This window comes from Arenimonas maotaiensis (assembly GCF_014638745.1).
GTDB lineage: Bacteria > Pseudomonadota > Gammaproteobacteria > Xanthomonadales > Xanthomonadaceae > Arenimonas > Arenimonas maotaiensis.
On record NZ_BMFO01000004.1, the window covers coordinates 116831 to 132696 of the forward strand.

A 15866-nucleotide genomic window follows, 5' to 3' on the forward strand; every position below is an offset into this window, starting at 1 on the left:
CGAGGCACCGCCGTGGCATGAGAATGGCGGAGAGAGTGGGATTCGAACCCACGGTAGGCTTGCACCTACGGCAGTTTTCAAGACTGCTGCCTTAAACCGCTCGGCCATCTCTCCGGGTGCTTCATTTTAAACCGATTCGGCGGGTGGCGTATCAGGGCTCGAGCTTGAAGTCGACCGGAACGCTGAGTTCACTGGCGACCGGCGTGCCGCCGACCGTCCTCGGGCTGAAACGCCATTGGCGGACGGCATCCCGCGCGGCCCGATCGAGCGCCCGGGTGCCCGAACTTTTCTCGATCTCGATGTCGCCGGGATTGCCTTCGGCGTCGATGCGCACCTTCAGCACCACGGTGCCGCTACGGCCGTCGCGCAAGGCGCTGGCCGGATATTCCGGCGGTACGCGTTGCAGTACCGTGGCCTCGCCATCGGCGGCGATGGCCGGCGCATCGACAGGCGTCGGGGTCGGTCCGCCCGCCGCGGCGCCCGGGCCTTCGGCGAGTACGGTTTGCGCAGGTGCCGGCTCGGTCCGCGGGGCTTTCGGTCCGGGCATGCCGGTGATGCTGCCGCGTTGCGCGGCGGGACCGGGCAGGGGGCCGCTGGCCACGGAGACCTGGCCTTCTTCTTCGGCGAAGTAGGCGTCGTACAGCACCCGGCTGCATTGCCAAGGCACGGATACCAGCAGGCCGGCGAGCAGGGCTTTGAGGAACAGCCGGCGCGGGCTACGGTCTTCCAGCCAAAGCACCAAGCGGGGCCAATGCGTATCGCGCAAGCGCCCGAACAGGCGGACGGATTCGGCTTTCAAGGTGTCTAGGTTCATCGGCCGGCAACAGGGTGGGCAGTCGTCATTATAGGAAAATTCCTAGCGACTTAGCGGGAAAAACCGGATTACCATGGGTTTCGGCCGGCTCTACTCTGGACCCATCCCCATTCAAGGAGGTTGCCATGATCACCGTGTTCCTGCTCGACGACCATGCGTTGGTCCGTACCGGATACAAACTCATCCTGCAGCAGCATCTGGACATCCAGGTCGTCGGCGAGGCCGAGACCGGCGAGGAAGGCCTGCAGAAGATCCGCAGCCTGAAACCCGATGTGGTCCTGTGCGACCTGCACATGCCCGGCCTGAGCGGTCTGGAAATCACCGACCGGCTGTCGCGCTCCGCGTCGCAGACGAAAGTGGTGATCGTCTCGGTGCAGCTCGACGGTCCGATGCCCAAGCGCCTGATCGATGCCGGCGCCAGCGGCTATCTCGGCAAAGGCTGCGATGCCGACGAGCTGGTGCGCGCCATCCGCGACGTGGCGCGCGGCCGGCGTTATCTGGCCAATGAGCTGGCCCAGCGCCTGGCGTTCGGCAAGCAGCCCGAATCGCCGTTCGACCTGCTCAGCGCACGCGAAACGGAAGTGGCGCTGCTGTTCTGCCAAGGTTGGCGCGCCGAGGACATGGCCAAGAAACTGTGCGTGAGCTCGAAGACCATCGCCACGCACAAGTACCGGATTCTCGAGAAGCTCGGCATCCAAGACACCATCGCCCTAGCCCGGTTGGCCGCGCAATACGGCGTCACCGAGCCCGGCAAGATGATTTAATCGCCCTTGTTCTCCGGGCTGATGCGCACCGTGAAGTCGAAACCGGTGCTCGGCGTGCTCGGCATCGCGAACGACGGCGGCGCGGCCGGCACGTAACCCGGCTGCTTCGGTTCCGGAACGGAAGGCTCGGACTGCTCGACCGGTTCATCGGCCGTTTCGACGGTTTCGGCTGCCGCTTCCAGAGCCGGTTCAGCCGATACTTCAACCTTCGGCGCCGTGATGGTTTCGGCCGTAACCGGCGCGGATACTGCCGCCGGCAACACCGGCTGGGCTTCGGTTGCCGGCACCGTTTCCACGGTGGCCGGGGCTTCGGCCTCGATATCGCTGAAGTCCGATTCGGCCAGCGAAACCGGCGCGGTCGCGGCGATGACGGCGGCCGCTACAGGCACGGCCGGTTTGGCCGGCGCCGATGCGCCGCCGAACAGGTCCGGCGTGCCGTTTTGCGGCGCGTCAAGCGTGATCACCACATCGTCGCCATCATCGAAATCCATCTCCGATTGATCGGTGGCGGCATTCGGGTCGAGCGCGGCATCGCCTTCTTGTCGGCGGCGACGGCGACCGCCACGGCGGCCGCGGCGGCGGCGCGGAGTGCCGTCGCTGTTCAGTTCCGTGTTCGGTACGGCGTTTTCGTTTGCCGTGATGCCGGTATCGGCGACCGGTGCCATATCCACGTCCGCTTCCGAAACCTCGCCGACGATCATACCGGCGGCCTTGGCGGCGGCATCGGCTTCGCGCTGGGCGCGGCGTTCGGCCTCGCGGCGTTGGTTCTCGGCGCGTTGCGCCTCTTTGCGCTCGGCCTCGCGCTTCTGCTGCTCTTCACGGCGCTTCTGCTGCTCGAGCTTGCGCTGCTCGTCCTGCTGCCGGCGCTCTTCCTCCGAGCGCTCCGGCCGGTTGCCTTGTTTCGGTTTGTTGCGGCCCTGCGGATTCTGGCGCGGATTGTTGCGCCCGTCCGGACGTTCGCGTTTGCCTTCCGGTTTTCGCTGCTGCGATTGCGGTTCGCCGCCTTTGCGGCCGGCGTCTTCGGCTTCCTCGCCGAAAATCGCGGCTTTCAGGCGCGACAGCAGGCCGGGCTTGGGCGCCTGCTGCTTGGCCGCGGGCTGCTCGGGCTCGGCCACGACCTGGCGGGCCGGCGCCATCTGCGCCGGTTTGACGTGGGTGACCGCCGGTTCGGACGGCACGTTCAGTTGCGCCTTGGTCAGGGCGTGCACTTCAAGCTTGCGGGGTACGCCGCGGTGGTAACTGGGCTTGGCCACGTCTTCCGGCTGGTCGCCTTCGCGGATGCGGGTGACGTTGAAGTGCGGGGTCTCCAGCGCCTCGTCGGCGACGATGATCACCGGCGCCTCGTGGCGGGTTTCGATCTCGACCAGCGCGCGGCGTTTTTCGTTCAGCAGGTAGTTGGCGATCTGCGGCGGCGCCTGCACCAGCACCTGCGCGGTCTTGTCCTTCATCGCCTGTTCTTCGGCCAGACGCAGGATCGACAGCGACAGCGATTCGACGCTACGCATGCGGCCGTGGCCGTCGCAGCGCGGGCAGACGATCTGGCTGGATTCGCCAAGCGAGGGACGCAGGCGCTGGCGCGACAGTTCGAGCAGGCCGAAGCGCGAGATCTTGCCGATCTGCACGCGGGCGCGGTCGAGCTTGAGCGCCTGCTGCAGGCGGTCTTCGACCATGCGCTGGTGCTTGCCCGAGCTCATGTCGATGAAGTCGATCACCACCAGGCCGCCCAGATCACGCAGGCGCATCTGGCGCGCCACTTCCTCGGCCGCCTCCAGGTTGGTGTTGAGCGCGGTCTCCTCGATGTCGCCGCCTTTGGTGGCGCGCGAGGAGTTGACGTCGATGGCGGTCAGCGCCTCGGTCTGGTCGACCACGATCGAGCCGCCGGACGGCAGTCGCACGGTACGCTCGTAGGCCTGTTCGATCTGCGATTCGATCTGGAAGCGGTTGAACAGCGGGATGTCGTCCTTGTACATCTTCAGCTTGCGCAGGTTGTGCGGCATCACCAGCTGCATGAAGTCCTGCGCCTGCTCGTAGATCTCGTCGGTGTCGACCAGCACTTCGCCGATGTCCGGGCGCATGTAGTCGCGCAGGGCGCGGATGATCAGGCGCGATTCCTGGTAGATCAGGAACGGCGAGGGCTTGGACAGTGCGGCTTGGCTGATGGCCTTCCAGACCTGGATCAGATAGTCGAGATCCCATTGCAGCTCGTCGGCGTCGCGGCCCATGCCGGCGGTGCGGATGATCACGCCCATGTCGTCGGGGATGACCAAGGCGTCCATGGTCTGCTTCAGGGCCTGGCGGTCATCGCCCTCGATGCGGCGGGACACGCCGCCGGCGGTCGGCGAGTTCGGCATCAGCACCATGTAGCGGCCGGCCAGCGAGATGTAGGTGGTCAGGGCGGCGCCCTTGTTGCCGCGTTCTTCCTTATCGACCTGGACCACGACTTCCTGGCCTTCGCGCAGGTATTCCTTCATGCCCGCCTTGTTGGCGTCGACGCCGGGCACGAAATAGTCGCGGGAGATCTCCTTCAGCGGCAGGAAGCCGTGGCGGCCGGCGCCGTAATCGACGAAGGCGGCTTCCAGGGAGGGTTCGAGGCGGACGATGCGTCCTTTGTAGATATTCGACTTCTTCTGCTCTTTGGCAGGCTGTTCGATGTCGATGTCGTAGAGCTGTTGGCCGTCGACGATGGCCACGCGCAGTTCTTCGGCCTGCGTGGCATTGATTAACATCCGTTTCATTGTACTTATCCTCACGCGCTCTACCGCGAGGACGCCGAGTTCGGCAGTCTGTGCAAGACGTTGCCAAATTGTTCAGCGCTGCAAGACCACGGGCGGACCCACGGGAGCGCACATCTAGTGTTTCGTTAAAGGGGCCAAACCACGCCGAGCGTCGTTCGGACTATATGCAGGTCGGGTGAAGCCCGCTACGCGCTTTTCATGGTCACTCCCTGGGAGTGCGGGGCGCGTATTGGGATACACTAGGCACTGGCTTTCGGCCGGCAACAAGTGAAATCAACACCTTACTTGCCGTCCCAGTTTAACAAGATGGAACAAAAATGACCACTATTTCCTTGAATCCCGGCGTGAAGACGGTGGCCGTGCCGGCGGACAGGGATGGTCAGCGCTTGGACAACTTCCTGCTCGGCCAGCTCAAGGGCGCCCCCAGAAGCCTGATTTACAAGATAATCCGCGACGGGCAGGTCCGTATCGACGGCAAACGCGCCAAGCCCGACAGCCGGTTGACGGCCGGCGCCCAGGTCCGCATCCCGCCGGTCAAGATCGAACAGGCCGACCCGAACCGGGCACCGCCCAAGGGCATGCTCGAACGCCTGGCGGCTAGCATCGTGTTCGAGGACAAGGCGCTGCTGGTGCTGAACAAGCCGTCCGGCATCGCCACCCATGGCGGCAGCGGCGTCTCGTTCGGGGTCATCGAAGGCCTGCGCGCGCTGCGTCCGGGCGAACCGCTGGAGTTGGTGCACCGGCTCGACCGCGACACCTCCGGCGTGCTGGTGCTGGCCAAGAAACGCTCGGCCCTGCTGCAGCTGCAGGCGCTGATGCGCGAACAGGACGAGGACGAGGGTCCGGAGAAGCAGTATCTGGCGCTTCTCGTCGGCAAGATGCCATCCGGCACCATGACCGTGCAGGCCCCGCTGCAGAAATCGGTGCTGCAGGGCGGCGAACGCATGGTCCGGGTCGATCCGAAGGGCAAGCCCTCGGTCAGCCACTTCACTTTATTGGAACGCCGCGGCGGCCACAGCTTCTGCAAGGTCCGCATCGAGACCGGACGCACGCACCAGATCCGCGTGCACGCCGCGCATATCGGGCATCCGGTCGCCGGCGACGACAAATACGGCGATAAGGAGGCAAACCGCAAGCTCGCGGCCCAATTCGGCCTCAAACGCCTGTTCCTGCACGCCGCCTCGATGCAGTTCGCGCTCGACGAGGGCCGCGCGCCGTATACGCTGAACGCGCCGCTGGCGCCGGAGCTGAACGAGGTGCTGAACCGCTTAGCCGGCGAGTAAGGCTTCGACTTTGGCCGCGCAGATGAAGTCGTTCAGGCTCAGGCCGCCGACGTCGTGGGTCGAGAAGCGGATCACGCAACGGTCGTAATGCACGCCCAGGTCCGGGTGGTGGTCTTCCCGGTGCGCGATGTACGCCAAGGCATTCACGAACGCCATGGTGCGGTGGTAGTCCGCGAACGGAACCTTCCGGCGGATCGCCTGTCCATCCTCCACCAGTTCCCACGCCGGCAACTGCGCCAGCAGGACCTCGACGGTTTCGGCCGGCAGGCGGTGTTCGGCGCCGCGCAGCGGTCGGCAATGCTGTTGTTCCAAAGGCAGGTCCATGGCGGGTTCCATTCACGGGAAGGCTGACAGTTTAAGGTAAAATGCCGGCATGATCGAAATCACCGAAAACGCGCAGAACCATTTCCGCAAGTTGCTGCAGAGCCAAGGCAGCGATGCCGTCGGCATCCGCATCAGCGCCGTCAATCCGGGCACGCCGTCGGCCGACGCGCGGCTGGAGTTCGCCGAGAGCGGCGACCTGTTGGGCGACGAATGGCAGGTCGAGTGCCCGGGCTTCATGCTGTACGTCGACGCCGCCAGCGTCGAATTCCTGGACGGCGCCCATATCGACATCACCGCCACCGCCACCGGCAGCCAGCTCACCATCCGCGCGCCGAACATCAAAGGCCGCGCGCCCGATGCCGGCAGTTCGCTGGCCGAGCAGGTGATGTGGCTGATCGAGTCGGAGATCAATCCGCAGTTGGCGGCGCATAAGGGCCGGGTCAGCCTGGATTCGATCGACGCCGACGGCGTGGTCTACCTGCGCTTCGGCGGCGGTTGCCACGGCTGCGGCATGGCCGACGTGACCCTGAAGCAGGGCATCGAAAAAACGATGATGGCCAAGATCCCCGCCATCACCGCCGTGCGCGACGCCACCGACCACGGCTCCGGCACGGCGCCTTTCATTCCGCGTTGAGCCGAAACGCCGCGCTGTTGGCCGCCGTCATCGCCGCGCATGCGGCCTTGCTGGTCTGGCTGGCCGACGCCAGCACGGTACGGCTTGCGGCACCGGCTTTCCAGGACATCACCGCGGTCGAGTTCGTGGTGCGCCGTAAGCCGCCGAACAGGCCGGCCGCCATTCATGCCGCCGAGCCGCCGGCTGCAGGCCCGCGTTCGCTGAATTCCGTGGTCGCCAAGCCTTCGCCGGCAAAAGCGGCCGTCGAGTCGGCGCCGATAGCCGATGCGCCGCGCATCCATGCCGCCGACGGCCGGCTGCTGGTTCCGCAACCGGCGTTGGACGCGTTCCTGCGTAACGGCCAATCGCGTGATTTCGACGTGCAACGGCCGGGCCTGGACGACATGGATGCGTTGCTGAAGCGGCCGGTGGCGCTGGAGTATCGCGCCACCCGCTTCGAGGCCGACTGGCAGGGCGACCGGCCGCGTCTGGAGCGTGTGCTGGAGACGGCGGTGGAAAAGACCACGGCCACGGTCAGGATCCCCATTCCCGGCCGTCCCGGCGCCTTCCTGCAATGCAAGCTGGTGGTGTTGGCGGCCGGCGGCGCCTGCGGCTTCACTGCCAACGACGACGGCTATTTCGTGGCCAAGGACGACCCGGATACGCTCACGCCGGAGGAAGAGCGCCAATGCCGGGCCTGGTGGGATCTGATCGTATCGGCCAAGTCCCAGGCGGTCTGGCGCCGCACGCGCGCGCTGTACGAGCAGGAGTGCCGCAAACCGCAGGCCGAAATCCGGCCATGAAAAAAGCGGGCCGTAGCCCGCTTTTTAAGATCATGCGAGTCGGTTTATTTGACCACGCCCATCTGACCCGGCAAGGAACCGAAGTACACCGCGAGGTTGGCCATATCGGCTTCGCTCAGGGCTTGGACTTGGCCGGCCATCACGGCATTGTTGCGCTTGCCGGACTTGTAGTCCTTCAGCACTTTCAGCAGGTAGTCCGGATACTGGCCGGCCAGCTTCGGGTAGGTGTTGTCGAGGGTTTTGTTGCCGTCGGCGCCATGGCAGGCGGCGCAAACGACGGCCTTCTGCTTGCCGGCGGCGGCGTTGCCTTTGACGCCCATGGCGGAGGCTTGTCCGGCGAGGACGAATGCGGCAAGCGCGAGAGCGAGTTGGGTCTTCATCTGGTGGCTTCCCTTATTTCTTCGCCGGCGTCTGCGCGGAGATGTAGGCGGCGATGTCGGCGATTTCCTGGGCGTTGAAGCTCATGGCCTGCGCTTTCATGGTCGGATGGCTGCGCTCGCCCTTGGCGTAGGCGGTCAACGCACTGACGAGATAGGCTTCGTTCTGGCCGGCGATCTTCGGCACGTGGTAGCTCGGGTAGGCGTTCTTGTATTCTGCGATGCCATGGCAACCGGTGCAGGTATACGCCAGGGACTTGCCTTTCCGCGCATCGCCTTTGGCCAGGGCGTTACCGGCGGCAAGCGCCAGCACGAGGCCGAGAAGAAGGGGTGTTTTGCTCATATCGGGGCCGGGAAATGGTTCGAGTGGGGCAATTATACCCAGAATTCACCGGTATCAGGCAAGTATCCGTGACTTTAGGCAGATACACGGCGACCGGCGCAACGCTAGCATGGCCGGTAATTTCCCACCTTCGCGCAACCGGCAGGCACTCCATGCAATCTTCTTCCAATAACGTCAAATCCGCTTTTCTGCTGATCGGCCTGAGTCTGGCGCTGGGCGCCTGCGGCGGCAAGCCCGATGCCAAGGCCGAAGGCGCACCCCAGGACGGCAAGCCGGGCGCCGGGCAGAAGGCGCCGGATCCGGTCACGGTGGAGGCGGTGCCGGTCAGCCGGCGCGCCATCGCCGCCAGCTACTCGGGCACCGCGCCGCTGGAGGCGCGCGGCGAGTCGCAGGTGGTCGCCAAGACCTCCGGCGTGGCGCTCGCGGTATCCGCCGAAATCGGCCAGCGCGTACATGCCGGCCAGGTCCTGGTCCGCCTGGACTCCGACCGTTCGCGCCTGCAGGCGGCGCAGAGCAACGCCCAGGTGCGCAAGCTGGAGGCCAACTACAACCGCGCGCTGGAGCTGTCGAAGCGGCAGCTGGTGTCGGCAAACGACGTCGACCAGCTGAAATACGACTTGGAGAACGCGCGCGCGGTCAACCGCCTGGCCAATCTCGAGGTCTCCTACGCGAACGTGACCGCGCCGATTTCCGGCGTGATCGCCGAGCGTTCGATCAAGCCGGGCAATTTCGTGCAGATCAACACCCCGATCTTCCGCATCGTCGACATCTCCCGCCTGGAGGCCACCTTGAACGTGCCGGAGCGCGAGTTGGCCACGCTGAAGGCCGGCCAACCGGTGGCGCTCACCGTCGATGCCCTGCCGGGCCAGCGCTTCGAAGGCCGCGTCGACCGCATCGCGCCGGTGATCGATTCCGGCAGCGGCACCTTCCGCGTGGTCTGCTCGTTCGACGCCGGCGAGCTGCTGCAGCCCGGCATGTTCGGGCGCCTGCGCATCGACTACGACCAACGCGCCGACGCCCTGGTGGTGCCGCGTTCGGCGTTGTTGGACGACGAGAACAATCCGGCGGTGTTCGTGGTGCGCGACGGCAAAGCGGCCCGGGTCGGCATCCGCGCCGGCTATACCGAAGGCGAGTGGATCGAAATCCGCGGCGGCCTGAACGCCGGCGACCGCGTGGTCACCGCCGGCAAGGTCGCGCTGCGTGACGGCACCCCGGTGCAGGTCCTGGGCGACAAGCCCAAGGCGGCCGCCAAACCGGACGCCAAATGATGGACGGCGCTCAACACGACCCGGCCGCACGTTCCGACGGCGGCTTCAGCCTGGTGGAGTTCTCCACCCGGCGGCGCGTCACCATCCTGATGGCGACGTTGACGTTCCTGCTGTTCGGCTTCCTGGCGCTGTCCAACCTGAAGGTCAACCTGCTGCCGGACCTGAGCTATCCGACGCTCACCGTGCGTACCGAATATACCGGTGCGGCGCCGGCGGAAGTGGAGACGCTGATCACCGAGCCCGCCGAAGAGGCGCTTGGCGTGGTCAAGGGCCTGCGCAAGCTGAAATCGGTCTCGCGCACCGGCCAGAGCGACGTGGTGCTGGAATTCGCCTGGGGCACCGACATGGACCAGGCCAGCCTGGAGGTCCGCGACAAGATCGAGACCCTGCAACTGCCGCTGGAGGCCAAGGCCCCCGTGCTGCTGCGCTTCAATCCCACCACCGAGCCGATCACCCGTCTGGTGCTGACCGCCAAGGGCGGCAACCCCGACGACCTGCGCCGGCTCACCGAGCTGCGCCGTTTCGCCGACGACGACCTGAAAAAGAAGCTGGAGCCGGTCGAAGGCGTGGCCGCGGTCAAGGTCGGCGGCGGCCTGGAGGACGAAGTGCAGGTCGAGATCGACCAGCAGAAGCTGGCCCAGCTCAACCTGCCGATCGACACCGTGATCCAGCGCCTGAAGCAGGAGAACATCAACGTCTCCGGCGGCCGCCTGGAGGAGGGCAACCAACGCTATCTGGTGCGCACGGTGAACCAGTTCGCCAGCGTCGAGGAGATGCGCGACATGCTGGTCACCACCCGGTCGGCCAGCGACAACGGTGCCGCCAGCGCCGCGCAGCAGATGATGGCGATCGCGGCGCGCACCGGCTCGGCCGAGGCCATCGCCGCCGCCAGCAACGTGCGCAGCAGTTCGGGCGGCTCCGGCAGCACGCCGGCGGCCGGCATGCCGGTGCGCCTGAAGGACGTGGCCGAGGTGCGCCAAGGCCACAAGGAGCGCGAATCGATCATCCGGCTCGGCGGCAAGGAGGCGGTGGAGCTCGCCATCTACAAGGAAGGCGACGCCAATACCGTCTCGACCGCCGATGCGGTCTCTGCCAAACTCGAGCAGCTGCAACGCGAGATGCCGTCCGACATCGAACTGACCGTGGTCGACGACCAATCCAAGTTCATCCGCAGCGCCATCAGCGACGTCAAGTTCGACGCCGTGCTGGGCGGCCTGTTGGCGGTGCTGATCATCTTCCTGTTCCTGCGTGACGGCTGGAGCACGTTCGTGATCTCGCTGTCGCTGCCGGTGTCGATCATCACCACGTTCTTCTTCATGGACCAGTTCGACCTGACCCTGAACGTGATGTCGCTCGGCGGCCTGGCGCTGGCCACCGGCTTGGTGGTGGACGACTCGATCGTGGTGCTGGAGAGCATCGCCAAGGCGCGTGAGCGCGGCTTGGGCGTGTTCCGCGCCGCCATCGAGGGCACCCGAGAGGTCAGTCTGGCGGTGGTGGCCTCGACCCTGACCACCATGGCGGTGTTCCTGCCGCTGGTGTTCGTGGAGGGCATCGCCGGCGAATTGTTCCGCGACCAGGCGTTGACCGTGGCGACCGCCATCGGCATCTCGCTGGTGGTTTCGATGACCCTGATCCCGATGTTGAGCGGCTGGCGCGATACCGCGCCGATGGCGTTCGCCGAGGAGCCCGCGCATCCGCGTTGGCAGCCGACGCGCGCCTGGCAGCGGCCCCTGGCCTGGCTCGCATACCGTTCCGGCACCGCCGTGCGCTGGCTGTACACCGGCCTCTTCTGGCTTGCCGTACGCGCCTGGCGTCTGGCATCGCGGATCGTCGGTCCGGTGATGGGCCGCTTGAGCGATCTGGCGATGTCGCCCTATCACCGGCTGGAGCAGGCTTACCTGCGGCAGCTGCCGCGCGCGCTCGAGCGGCGCGCGGGCGTGCTGGCGGTGGCCGGCGCGGCGTTTGCGCTGAGCCTGCTGGCGGTCCCGCTGCTGGGCACCGACCTGATCCCGCAGTTGGCGCAGGACCGCTTCGAAATGACGGTCAAGCTGCCGCCGGGCACGCCGCTGCGCGACACCGACCAGGTGGTGCGTTCGCTGCAGCAGACGCATGCCGGCGATCCTGGCATCAAGGCGCTGTACGGCGTCAGCGGTTCCGGCACCCGGCTGGACGCCAGCCCGACCGAGAGCGGCGAGAACATCGGCAAGCTCACGGTGGTGATGGCCGGCGGCGGCGAGAAGCAGGAAACGGCCCTGACCGAAGCGTTGCGCCGCAGCGGCCAGGCGGTGGCCGGCGCGCAGATCGACTTCAGCCGCCCCGAACTGTTCAGTTTCTCGGCGCCGCTGGAAATCGAGCTGCGCGGCCAGGATCTGGCCGAAATCCAGGTCGCCGGCCGCAAGTTGGCCGACATGCTGCGCGCCAACCCGCATTACGCCGACGTCAAGTCGACCGTCGAGCAGGGCTTCCCGGAAGTGCAGATCCGCTTCGACCAGGAACGTGCCGGCGCGCTGGGCCTGACCACGCGCCAGATCGCCGACATGGTGGTGAAGAACGTGCGCGGCGACGTGGCCACGCGCTACAGCTTCCGCAGCCGCAAGATCGACGTGCTGGTGCGGGCGAGCCAGAACGACCGCGCCAGCGTGGACGACATCCGCAACCTGATCGTCAATCCCGGCGCCGCCAATCCGGTGACCCTGTCCACCGTGGCCGACGTGGTCGCCACCACCGGCCCGAGCGAGATCCACCGCGCCGATCAGGTGCGCGTGGCGGTGGTGTCGGCCAACCTGCGCGACATCGATCTGGGCACCGCGGTCGCCGAGGTCGAGGATATGGTGCGTACCGATCCGCTCAGCGCGGGCATCCGGATGCACATCGGCGGGCAGGGCGAGGAGCTGGCCGAGTCGATCGGCTCCCTGCTGTTCGCCTTCGGGCTGGCGGTGTTCCTGGTCTATCTGGTGATGGCCTCGCAGTTCGAATCGCTGCTGCACCCGTTCGTCATCCTGTTCAGCATTCCGCTGGCGCTGGTCGGCGCGATCCTGGCCCTGCTGCTGACCGGCTCCACGGTGTCCGTGGTGGTGTTCATCGGCCTGATCCTGCTGGTCGGCCTGGTGGTGAAGAACGCCATCATCCTGGTCGACCGCGTCAACCAGGCGCGCGAGGCCGGTCTGCCCAAACGCGAGGCGCTGATCGAAGGCGCGCGCTCGCGCCTGCGCCCGATCGTGATGACCACGCTGTGCACCCTGTTCGGCTTCCTGCCGCTGGCGGTGGCCACCGGTGACGGCGCCGAGGTGCGCGCGCCGATGGCCATCACGGTGATCGGCGGCCTGCTGGTCTCGACCTTGCTGACCCTGCTGGTCATCCCGGTGGTGTACGACCTGCTCGACCGGAAATCGGATGATTTCTACGTGGCCCGCGGCCGCTTGGCCCGCGCCCGTTCCGAGGACGAGCTGGACGCGGAGGGCGGTGCGGCATGAGCGTCGCCGGATTCAGCATCAAGCGCCCCGTCACCACGGTGATGTTCTTCGTCTCGATGTTCGTGGTCGGGCTGATCGCGGCCGTGCGCCTGCCGCTGGAGGCCTTTCCGGCGGTGACCTTCCCGGGTATCTTCCTGCAGTTGCCGTACAGCGGCTCGACGCCCGAGGAAGTGGAGCGTACCGTGCTGCGCCCGGTCGAGGAGGCGGTGTCGACCATGACCGGCGTCAAGCGCATGGAGGGCAGCGCACGCGCCGACGGCGCCTCGATGTTCATCCAGTTTTCGGACTGGGAGCGCGACGCCTCGATTGCCGCGTCGGAGGCGCGCGAGCGCATCGACGCCATCCGCGACGAGTTGCCGGACGACCTGCAACGCTACTTCGTGCTGAAGTTCTCGACCAGCGACGAACCGGTGCTGAAGGTGCGTCTGGCCAGCAACCGCGACCTGACCCGCGAATACGACATGATCGAACGCGAGTTCAAGCGCCGGCTGGAACGCATCAACGGCGTGGCCCGGGTCGAGGTCACCGGCGCGCCGCCGAACGAAGTCGAGATCGCCATCGCGCAGGACCGGCTCGACGCCCGCGGCATCAGCCTGAACCAGCTCAACAGCCGCCTGCGCGACGCCAACTTCTCGGTGTCGGCCGGTCAGATCGACGACGGCGGACGCCGGTTCCGGGTGCAGCCGGTCGGGGAGATCGACGACCTGCAGCAGTACCGTGACATCGTCATCGACGGCAAGGGCACGCGTCTGGCCGACGTCGCCGACGTGCAGCTCAAGCCGGCGCGCATGGATTACGGCCGCCGCCTGGACGGCCGACCGGCGGTCGGACTCGACATCTTCAAGGAGCGCAGCGCCAACCTGGTGCAGGTGGCGCGCGACGTGCTGGCCGAGGTCAACACCATCTCGCGCGATCCGGAAATGGACGGCGTGCAGGTGCTGGTGGTCGAGGACCAAGGCGAGGCGGTGACCGGCTCCTTGCTGGAACTGGCCGAGGCCGGCCTGGTCGGTCTGCTGCTGTCGATCATCGTGCTGTATTTCTTCCTGCGCCATTGGCCGTCGACGCTGATGGTCACCACCGCCATTCCGATCTGCTTCGTGATGACCCTCGGCTTCATGTACTTCGCCGGCGTCACCCTCAACATCCTGACCATGATGGGCCTTCTGCTTGCGGTCGGCATGCTGGTCGACAACGCCGTGGTGGTGGTCGAGAGCATCTACCAGGAGCGCGAACGCATGCCCGGCCAGCCGGTGCGCGCTTCGCTGATCGGCACCCGCAACGTCGCCATCGCGCTGTCGGCCGGCACGCTCTGCCACTGCATCGTGTTCGTGCCGAACCTGTTCGGCGAACGCAACATGCTCAGCATCTTCATGTCGCAGATCGCCATCACCATCTCGGTCTCGCTGCTGGCCTCCTGGCTGGTCGCGGTCAGCCTGATTCCGATGCTGTCGGCGCGCCTGAAGACGCCGCCGGCGGTGCGTAACGACGACGGCCTGATCCCGCGCCTGCAGCGCCGCTATGCGGCCTTCCTGCGCTGGACCCTGGAGCACCGCGGCAAGAGCGTGCTCGGCATCCTGCTGATCGTCGCGGTCAGCCTGGTGCCGATGACGCAGATGAAGACCAACATGTTCGGCGGCGAGGACATCGGCGAAACCAGCGTGTTCTACCAGTGGAACGGGGCCTACACCAAGGAGCAGATGTCGGACGAAATCGCCCGCGTCGAGGCCTTCCTGGAGGCCAACCGCAAGGCCTACGGCATCACCCAGATCTATTCGTACTTCAGCGAGCAGGGCTGGGGCGGCACCAACATCAAGTTCGAATCCGACAGCGCCCAAGACAGCAAGAAGCTGGTCGACCGCATCCGCGAGGAACTGCCGAAATCCGCCCGGGCCAAGCTCGGCATCGGCAACCAGGGCGGCGGACCGGGCGGCGGCGGAGGCTTCGGCGGCAATACCGTGCAGGTCCAGCTGGTCGGCGACTCCTCGGAGACGCTGAAGGCGCTGGGTGCCGACATCGTACCGATGCTGGCCACGCTGCCGCAGCTGCGCGACGTGCGTGTCAACGTCGGCGACAAGAACAGCGAGCTGTCCGTGCGCGTCGACCGCGAGCGCGCGGCCGCGTTCGGCTTCAGCGCCGAGCAGGTCTCGCAGTACGTCGGCCTGGCCCTGCGCGGCGCGCCGCTGCGCGAGTTCCGCCGCGACGACACGGAAGTGCCGGTCTGGGTGCGTTTCGCCGGCGCCGAGGATTTCGGCACCGAGGACATCGCGGGCTTCACCGTGCTGGCGCCGGACGGCAACAGCGTACCGCTGCTGGCCCTGGTCGACGTCGAGGTCAAGGCCGCGGCCACCGAGATCCAGCGCTCGAACCGCCAGACCACGTTGGCCATCGAGGCCAACATGGCCGACAAGGTGACCCCGCCGGAAGCGCGCAAGGCCATGGAAGAGCGTCTCAAGCAGGTCGCGTTCCCGCCCGGCTACACCTTCAGCTTCGACGGTGGCGGCGGGCAGGACGACAACGAGGCGATGCAGCAGATGCTGTTCAATCTGTTGCTGGCGCTGGTGATGATCTATGTGGTGATGGCGGCCGTGTTCGAATCGCTGCTGTTCCCGTCGGCGATCATGAGCGGCGTGGTGTTCTCGGTGCTGGGGGTGTTCTGGCTGTTCTGGCTGACCGGCACCGAATTCAACGTCATGGCCTTCATCGGCATCCTGGTGCTGATGGGCGTGGTGGTCAACAACGGCATCGTGATGATCGAGCACATCAACAACCTGCGCCGCGGCGGCATGTCGCGCACCGATGCGCTGGTGGAGGGCAGCCGCGAGCGCCTGCGGCCGATCCTGATGACGATGGGCACCGCGATTTTGGCCATGGTGCCGATCTCGCTCGGCCAAACCCAGATGGCCGGCGACGGTCCGCCGTATTTCCCGATGGCGCGCGCCATCGCCGGCGGCCTGGCGTTCTCGACCGTGGTCAGTCTGCTGTTCCTGCCGACCATCTACGCGATCCTGGACGATCTGCGTACCGGCGCGGTGCGCGGATTGCGCGCCGCACGCGGGGTCGGTTGAGCGC

12 protein-coding genes and 1 tRNA gene are annotated in these 15866 nt (G+C 66.5%); 7 read left to right on the forward strand and 6 right to left on the reverse strand.

The genetic code is table 11. From position 1 onward, the window contains the following. Window positions 1–24 precede the first annotated feature (24 nt). A tRNA-Ser gene (locus tag IEV56_RS09415) sits at window positions 25–114 on the reverse strand. A 37-nt stretch (window positions 115–151) separates the two neighbouring features. Beyond that, window positions 152–799: an energy transducer TonB gene (locus IEV56_RS09420; RefSeq protein WP_188450107.1), complete on the reverse strand. Its 648-nt coding sequence runs from the start codon at window positions 797–799 to the stop codon at window positions 152–154. Window positions 800–939: 140 nt separating this feature from the next. On the opposite strand from IEV56_RS09420, the gene IEV56_RS09425 reads away from it, so the two are divergent. Then, a complete protein-coding gene (locus tag IEV56_RS09425; protein WP_188450108.1) occupies window positions 940–1578 on the forward strand; it encodes a response regulator in 639 nt (212 codons plus the stop codon). Here IEV56_RS09425 and IEV56_RS09430 read toward each other — a convergent pair. Then, window positions 1575–4313 carry an Rne/Rng family ribonuclease gene (locus IEV56_RS09430; protein WP_188450109.1) on the reverse strand — a complete coding sequence of 913 codons (2739 nt, stop codon included), beginning with the start codon at window positions 4311–4313 and terminating at the stop codon, window positions 1575–1577. The genes IEV56_RS09425 and IEV56_RS09430 overlap by 4 nt on opposite strands. A 317-nt stretch (window positions 4314–4630) precedes the next feature. Between IEV56_RS09430 and IEV56_RS09435 the strand changes: the two genes are divergently transcribed. Then, the gene (locus IEV56_RS09435) at window positions 4631–5596 is read left to right on the forward strand and encodes an RluA family pseudouridine synthase (protein WP_188450110.1); all 966 of its coding nucleotides are present in this window, start codon (window positions 4631–4633) and stop codon (window positions 5594–5596) included. Here IEV56_RS09435 and IEV56_RS09440 read toward each other — a convergent pair. Next, the gene (locus IEV56_RS09440; protein ID WP_188450111.1) at window positions 5582–5920 is read right to left on the reverse strand and encodes a 4a-hydroxytetrahydrobiopterin dehydratase; all 339 of its coding nucleotides are present in this window, start codon (window positions 5918–5920) and stop codon (window positions 5582–5584) included. The genes IEV56_RS09435 and IEV56_RS09440 overlap by 15 nt on opposite strands. Window positions 5921–5969: 49 nt before the next feature. Here IEV56_RS09440 and IEV56_RS09445 point away from each other — a divergent pair, with 49 nt between their 5' ends. Both IEV56_RS09445 and IEV56_RS09450 read left to right on the forward strand, forming a co-directional pair. Next, entirely contained in the window at window positions 5970–6554 is a 585-nt protein-coding gene (locus tag IEV56_RS09445; protein WP_188450112.1) for an NfuA family Fe-S biogenesis protein, read from the forward strand. Next, a complete protein-coding gene (locus IEV56_RS09450) occupies window positions 6551–7336 on the forward strand; it encodes a hypothetical protein (protein WP_188450113.1) in 786 nt (261 codons plus the stop codon). The genes IEV56_RS09445 and IEV56_RS09450 overlap by 4 nt, the downstream gene beginning before the upstream one ends. Before the next feature lie 44 nt (window positions 7337–7380). Here the strand turns inward: IEV56_RS09450 and IEV56_RS09455 are convergent, their stop codons facing one another. Together IEV56_RS09455 and IEV56_RS09460 are read right to left on the reverse strand one after the other, a co-directional pair. Continuing rightward, the gene (locus IEV56_RS09455) at window positions 7381–7716 is read right to left on the reverse strand and encodes a c-type cytochrome (RefSeq protein WP_188450114.1); all 336 of its coding nucleotides are present in this window, start codon (window positions 7714–7716) and stop codon (window positions 7381–7383) included. A 13-nt stretch (window positions 7717–7729) separates the two neighbouring features. Further along, complete coding sequence (locus tag IEV56_RS09460; protein ID WP_188450115.1) at window positions 7730–8056, reverse strand: c-type cytochrome; 327 nt, start codon at window positions 8054–8056, stop codon at window positions 7730–7732. A gap of 152 nt (window positions 8057–8208) precedes the next feature. Here IEV56_RS09460 and IEV56_RS09465 point away from each other — a divergent pair, with 152 nt between their 5' ends. From IEV56_RS09465 to IEV56_RS09475, 3 genes are read left to right on the forward strand one after another with little or no spacing between them, the layout of a single operon-like run. Beyond that, window positions 8209–9324, forward strand: coding sequence for an efflux RND transporter periplasmic adaptor subunit (locus IEV56_RS09465; RefSeq protein ID WP_188450116.1), 1116 nt, complete (start codon window positions 8209–8211; stop codon window positions 9322–9324). Further along, a complete protein-coding gene (locus IEV56_RS09470; RefSeq protein ID WP_229730241.1) occupies window positions 9324–12797 on the forward strand; it encodes an efflux RND transporter permease subunit in 3474 nt (1157 codons plus the stop codon). The genes IEV56_RS09465 and IEV56_RS09470 overlap by 1 nt, the downstream gene beginning before the upstream one ends. Continuing rightward, a complete protein-coding gene (locus IEV56_RS09475; RefSeq protein WP_188450118.1) occupies window positions 12794–15862 on the forward strand; it encodes an efflux RND transporter permease subunit in 3069 nt (1022 codons plus the stop codon). The genes IEV56_RS09470 and IEV56_RS09475 overlap by 4 nt, the downstream gene beginning before the upstream one ends. The last annotated feature ends 4 nt before the right edge of the window (window positions 15863–15866 follow it).

What these genes read in the sequence shown, in the direction of transcription:
- IEV56_RS09445 (WP_188450112.1), top strand. Translation starts at nt 5,970, where the DNA reads ATGATCGAAATCACCGAAAACGCGCAGAACCATTTCCGCAAGTTGCTG.
- IEV56_RS09435 (WP_188450110.1), top strand. Translation starts at nt 4,631, where the DNA reads ATGACCACTATTTCCTTGAATCCCGGCGTGAAGACGGTGGCCGTGCCG.
- IEV56_RS09465 (WP_188450116.1), top strand. Translation starts at nt 8,209, where the DNA reads ATGCAATCTTCTTCCAATAACGTCAAATCCGCTTTTCTGCTGATCGGC.
- IEV56_RS09430 (WP_188450109.1), bottom strand. Translation starts at nt 4,313, where the DNA reads ATGAAACGGATGTTAATCAATGCCACGCAGGCCGAAGAACTGCGCGTG.
- IEV56_RS09460 (WP_188450115.1), bottom strand. Translation starts at nt 8,056, where the DNA reads ATGAGCAAAACACCCCTTCTTCTCGGCCTCGTGCTGGCGCTTGCCGCC.
- IEV56_RS09470 (WP_229730241.1), top strand. Translation starts at nt 9,324, where the DNA reads ATGGACGGCGCTCAACACGACCCGGCCGCACGTTCCGACGGCGGCTTC.
- IEV56_RS09425 (WP_188450108.1), top strand. Translation starts at nt 940, where the DNA reads ATGATCACCGTGTTCCTGCTCGACGACCATGCGTTGGTCCGTACCGGA.
- IEV56_RS09455 (WP_188450114.1), bottom strand. Translation starts at nt 7,716, where the DNA reads ATGAAGACCCAACTCGCTCTCGCGCTTGCCGCATTCGTCCTCGCCGGA.
- IEV56_RS09440 (WP_188450111.1), bottom strand. Translation starts at nt 5,920, where the DNA reads ATGGACCTGCCTTTGGAACAACAGCATTGCCGACCGCTGCGCGGCGCC.
- IEV56_RS09475 (WP_188450118.1), top strand. Translation starts at nt 12,794, where the DNA reads ATGAGCGTCGCCGGATTCAGCATCAAGCGCCCCGTCACCACGGTGATG.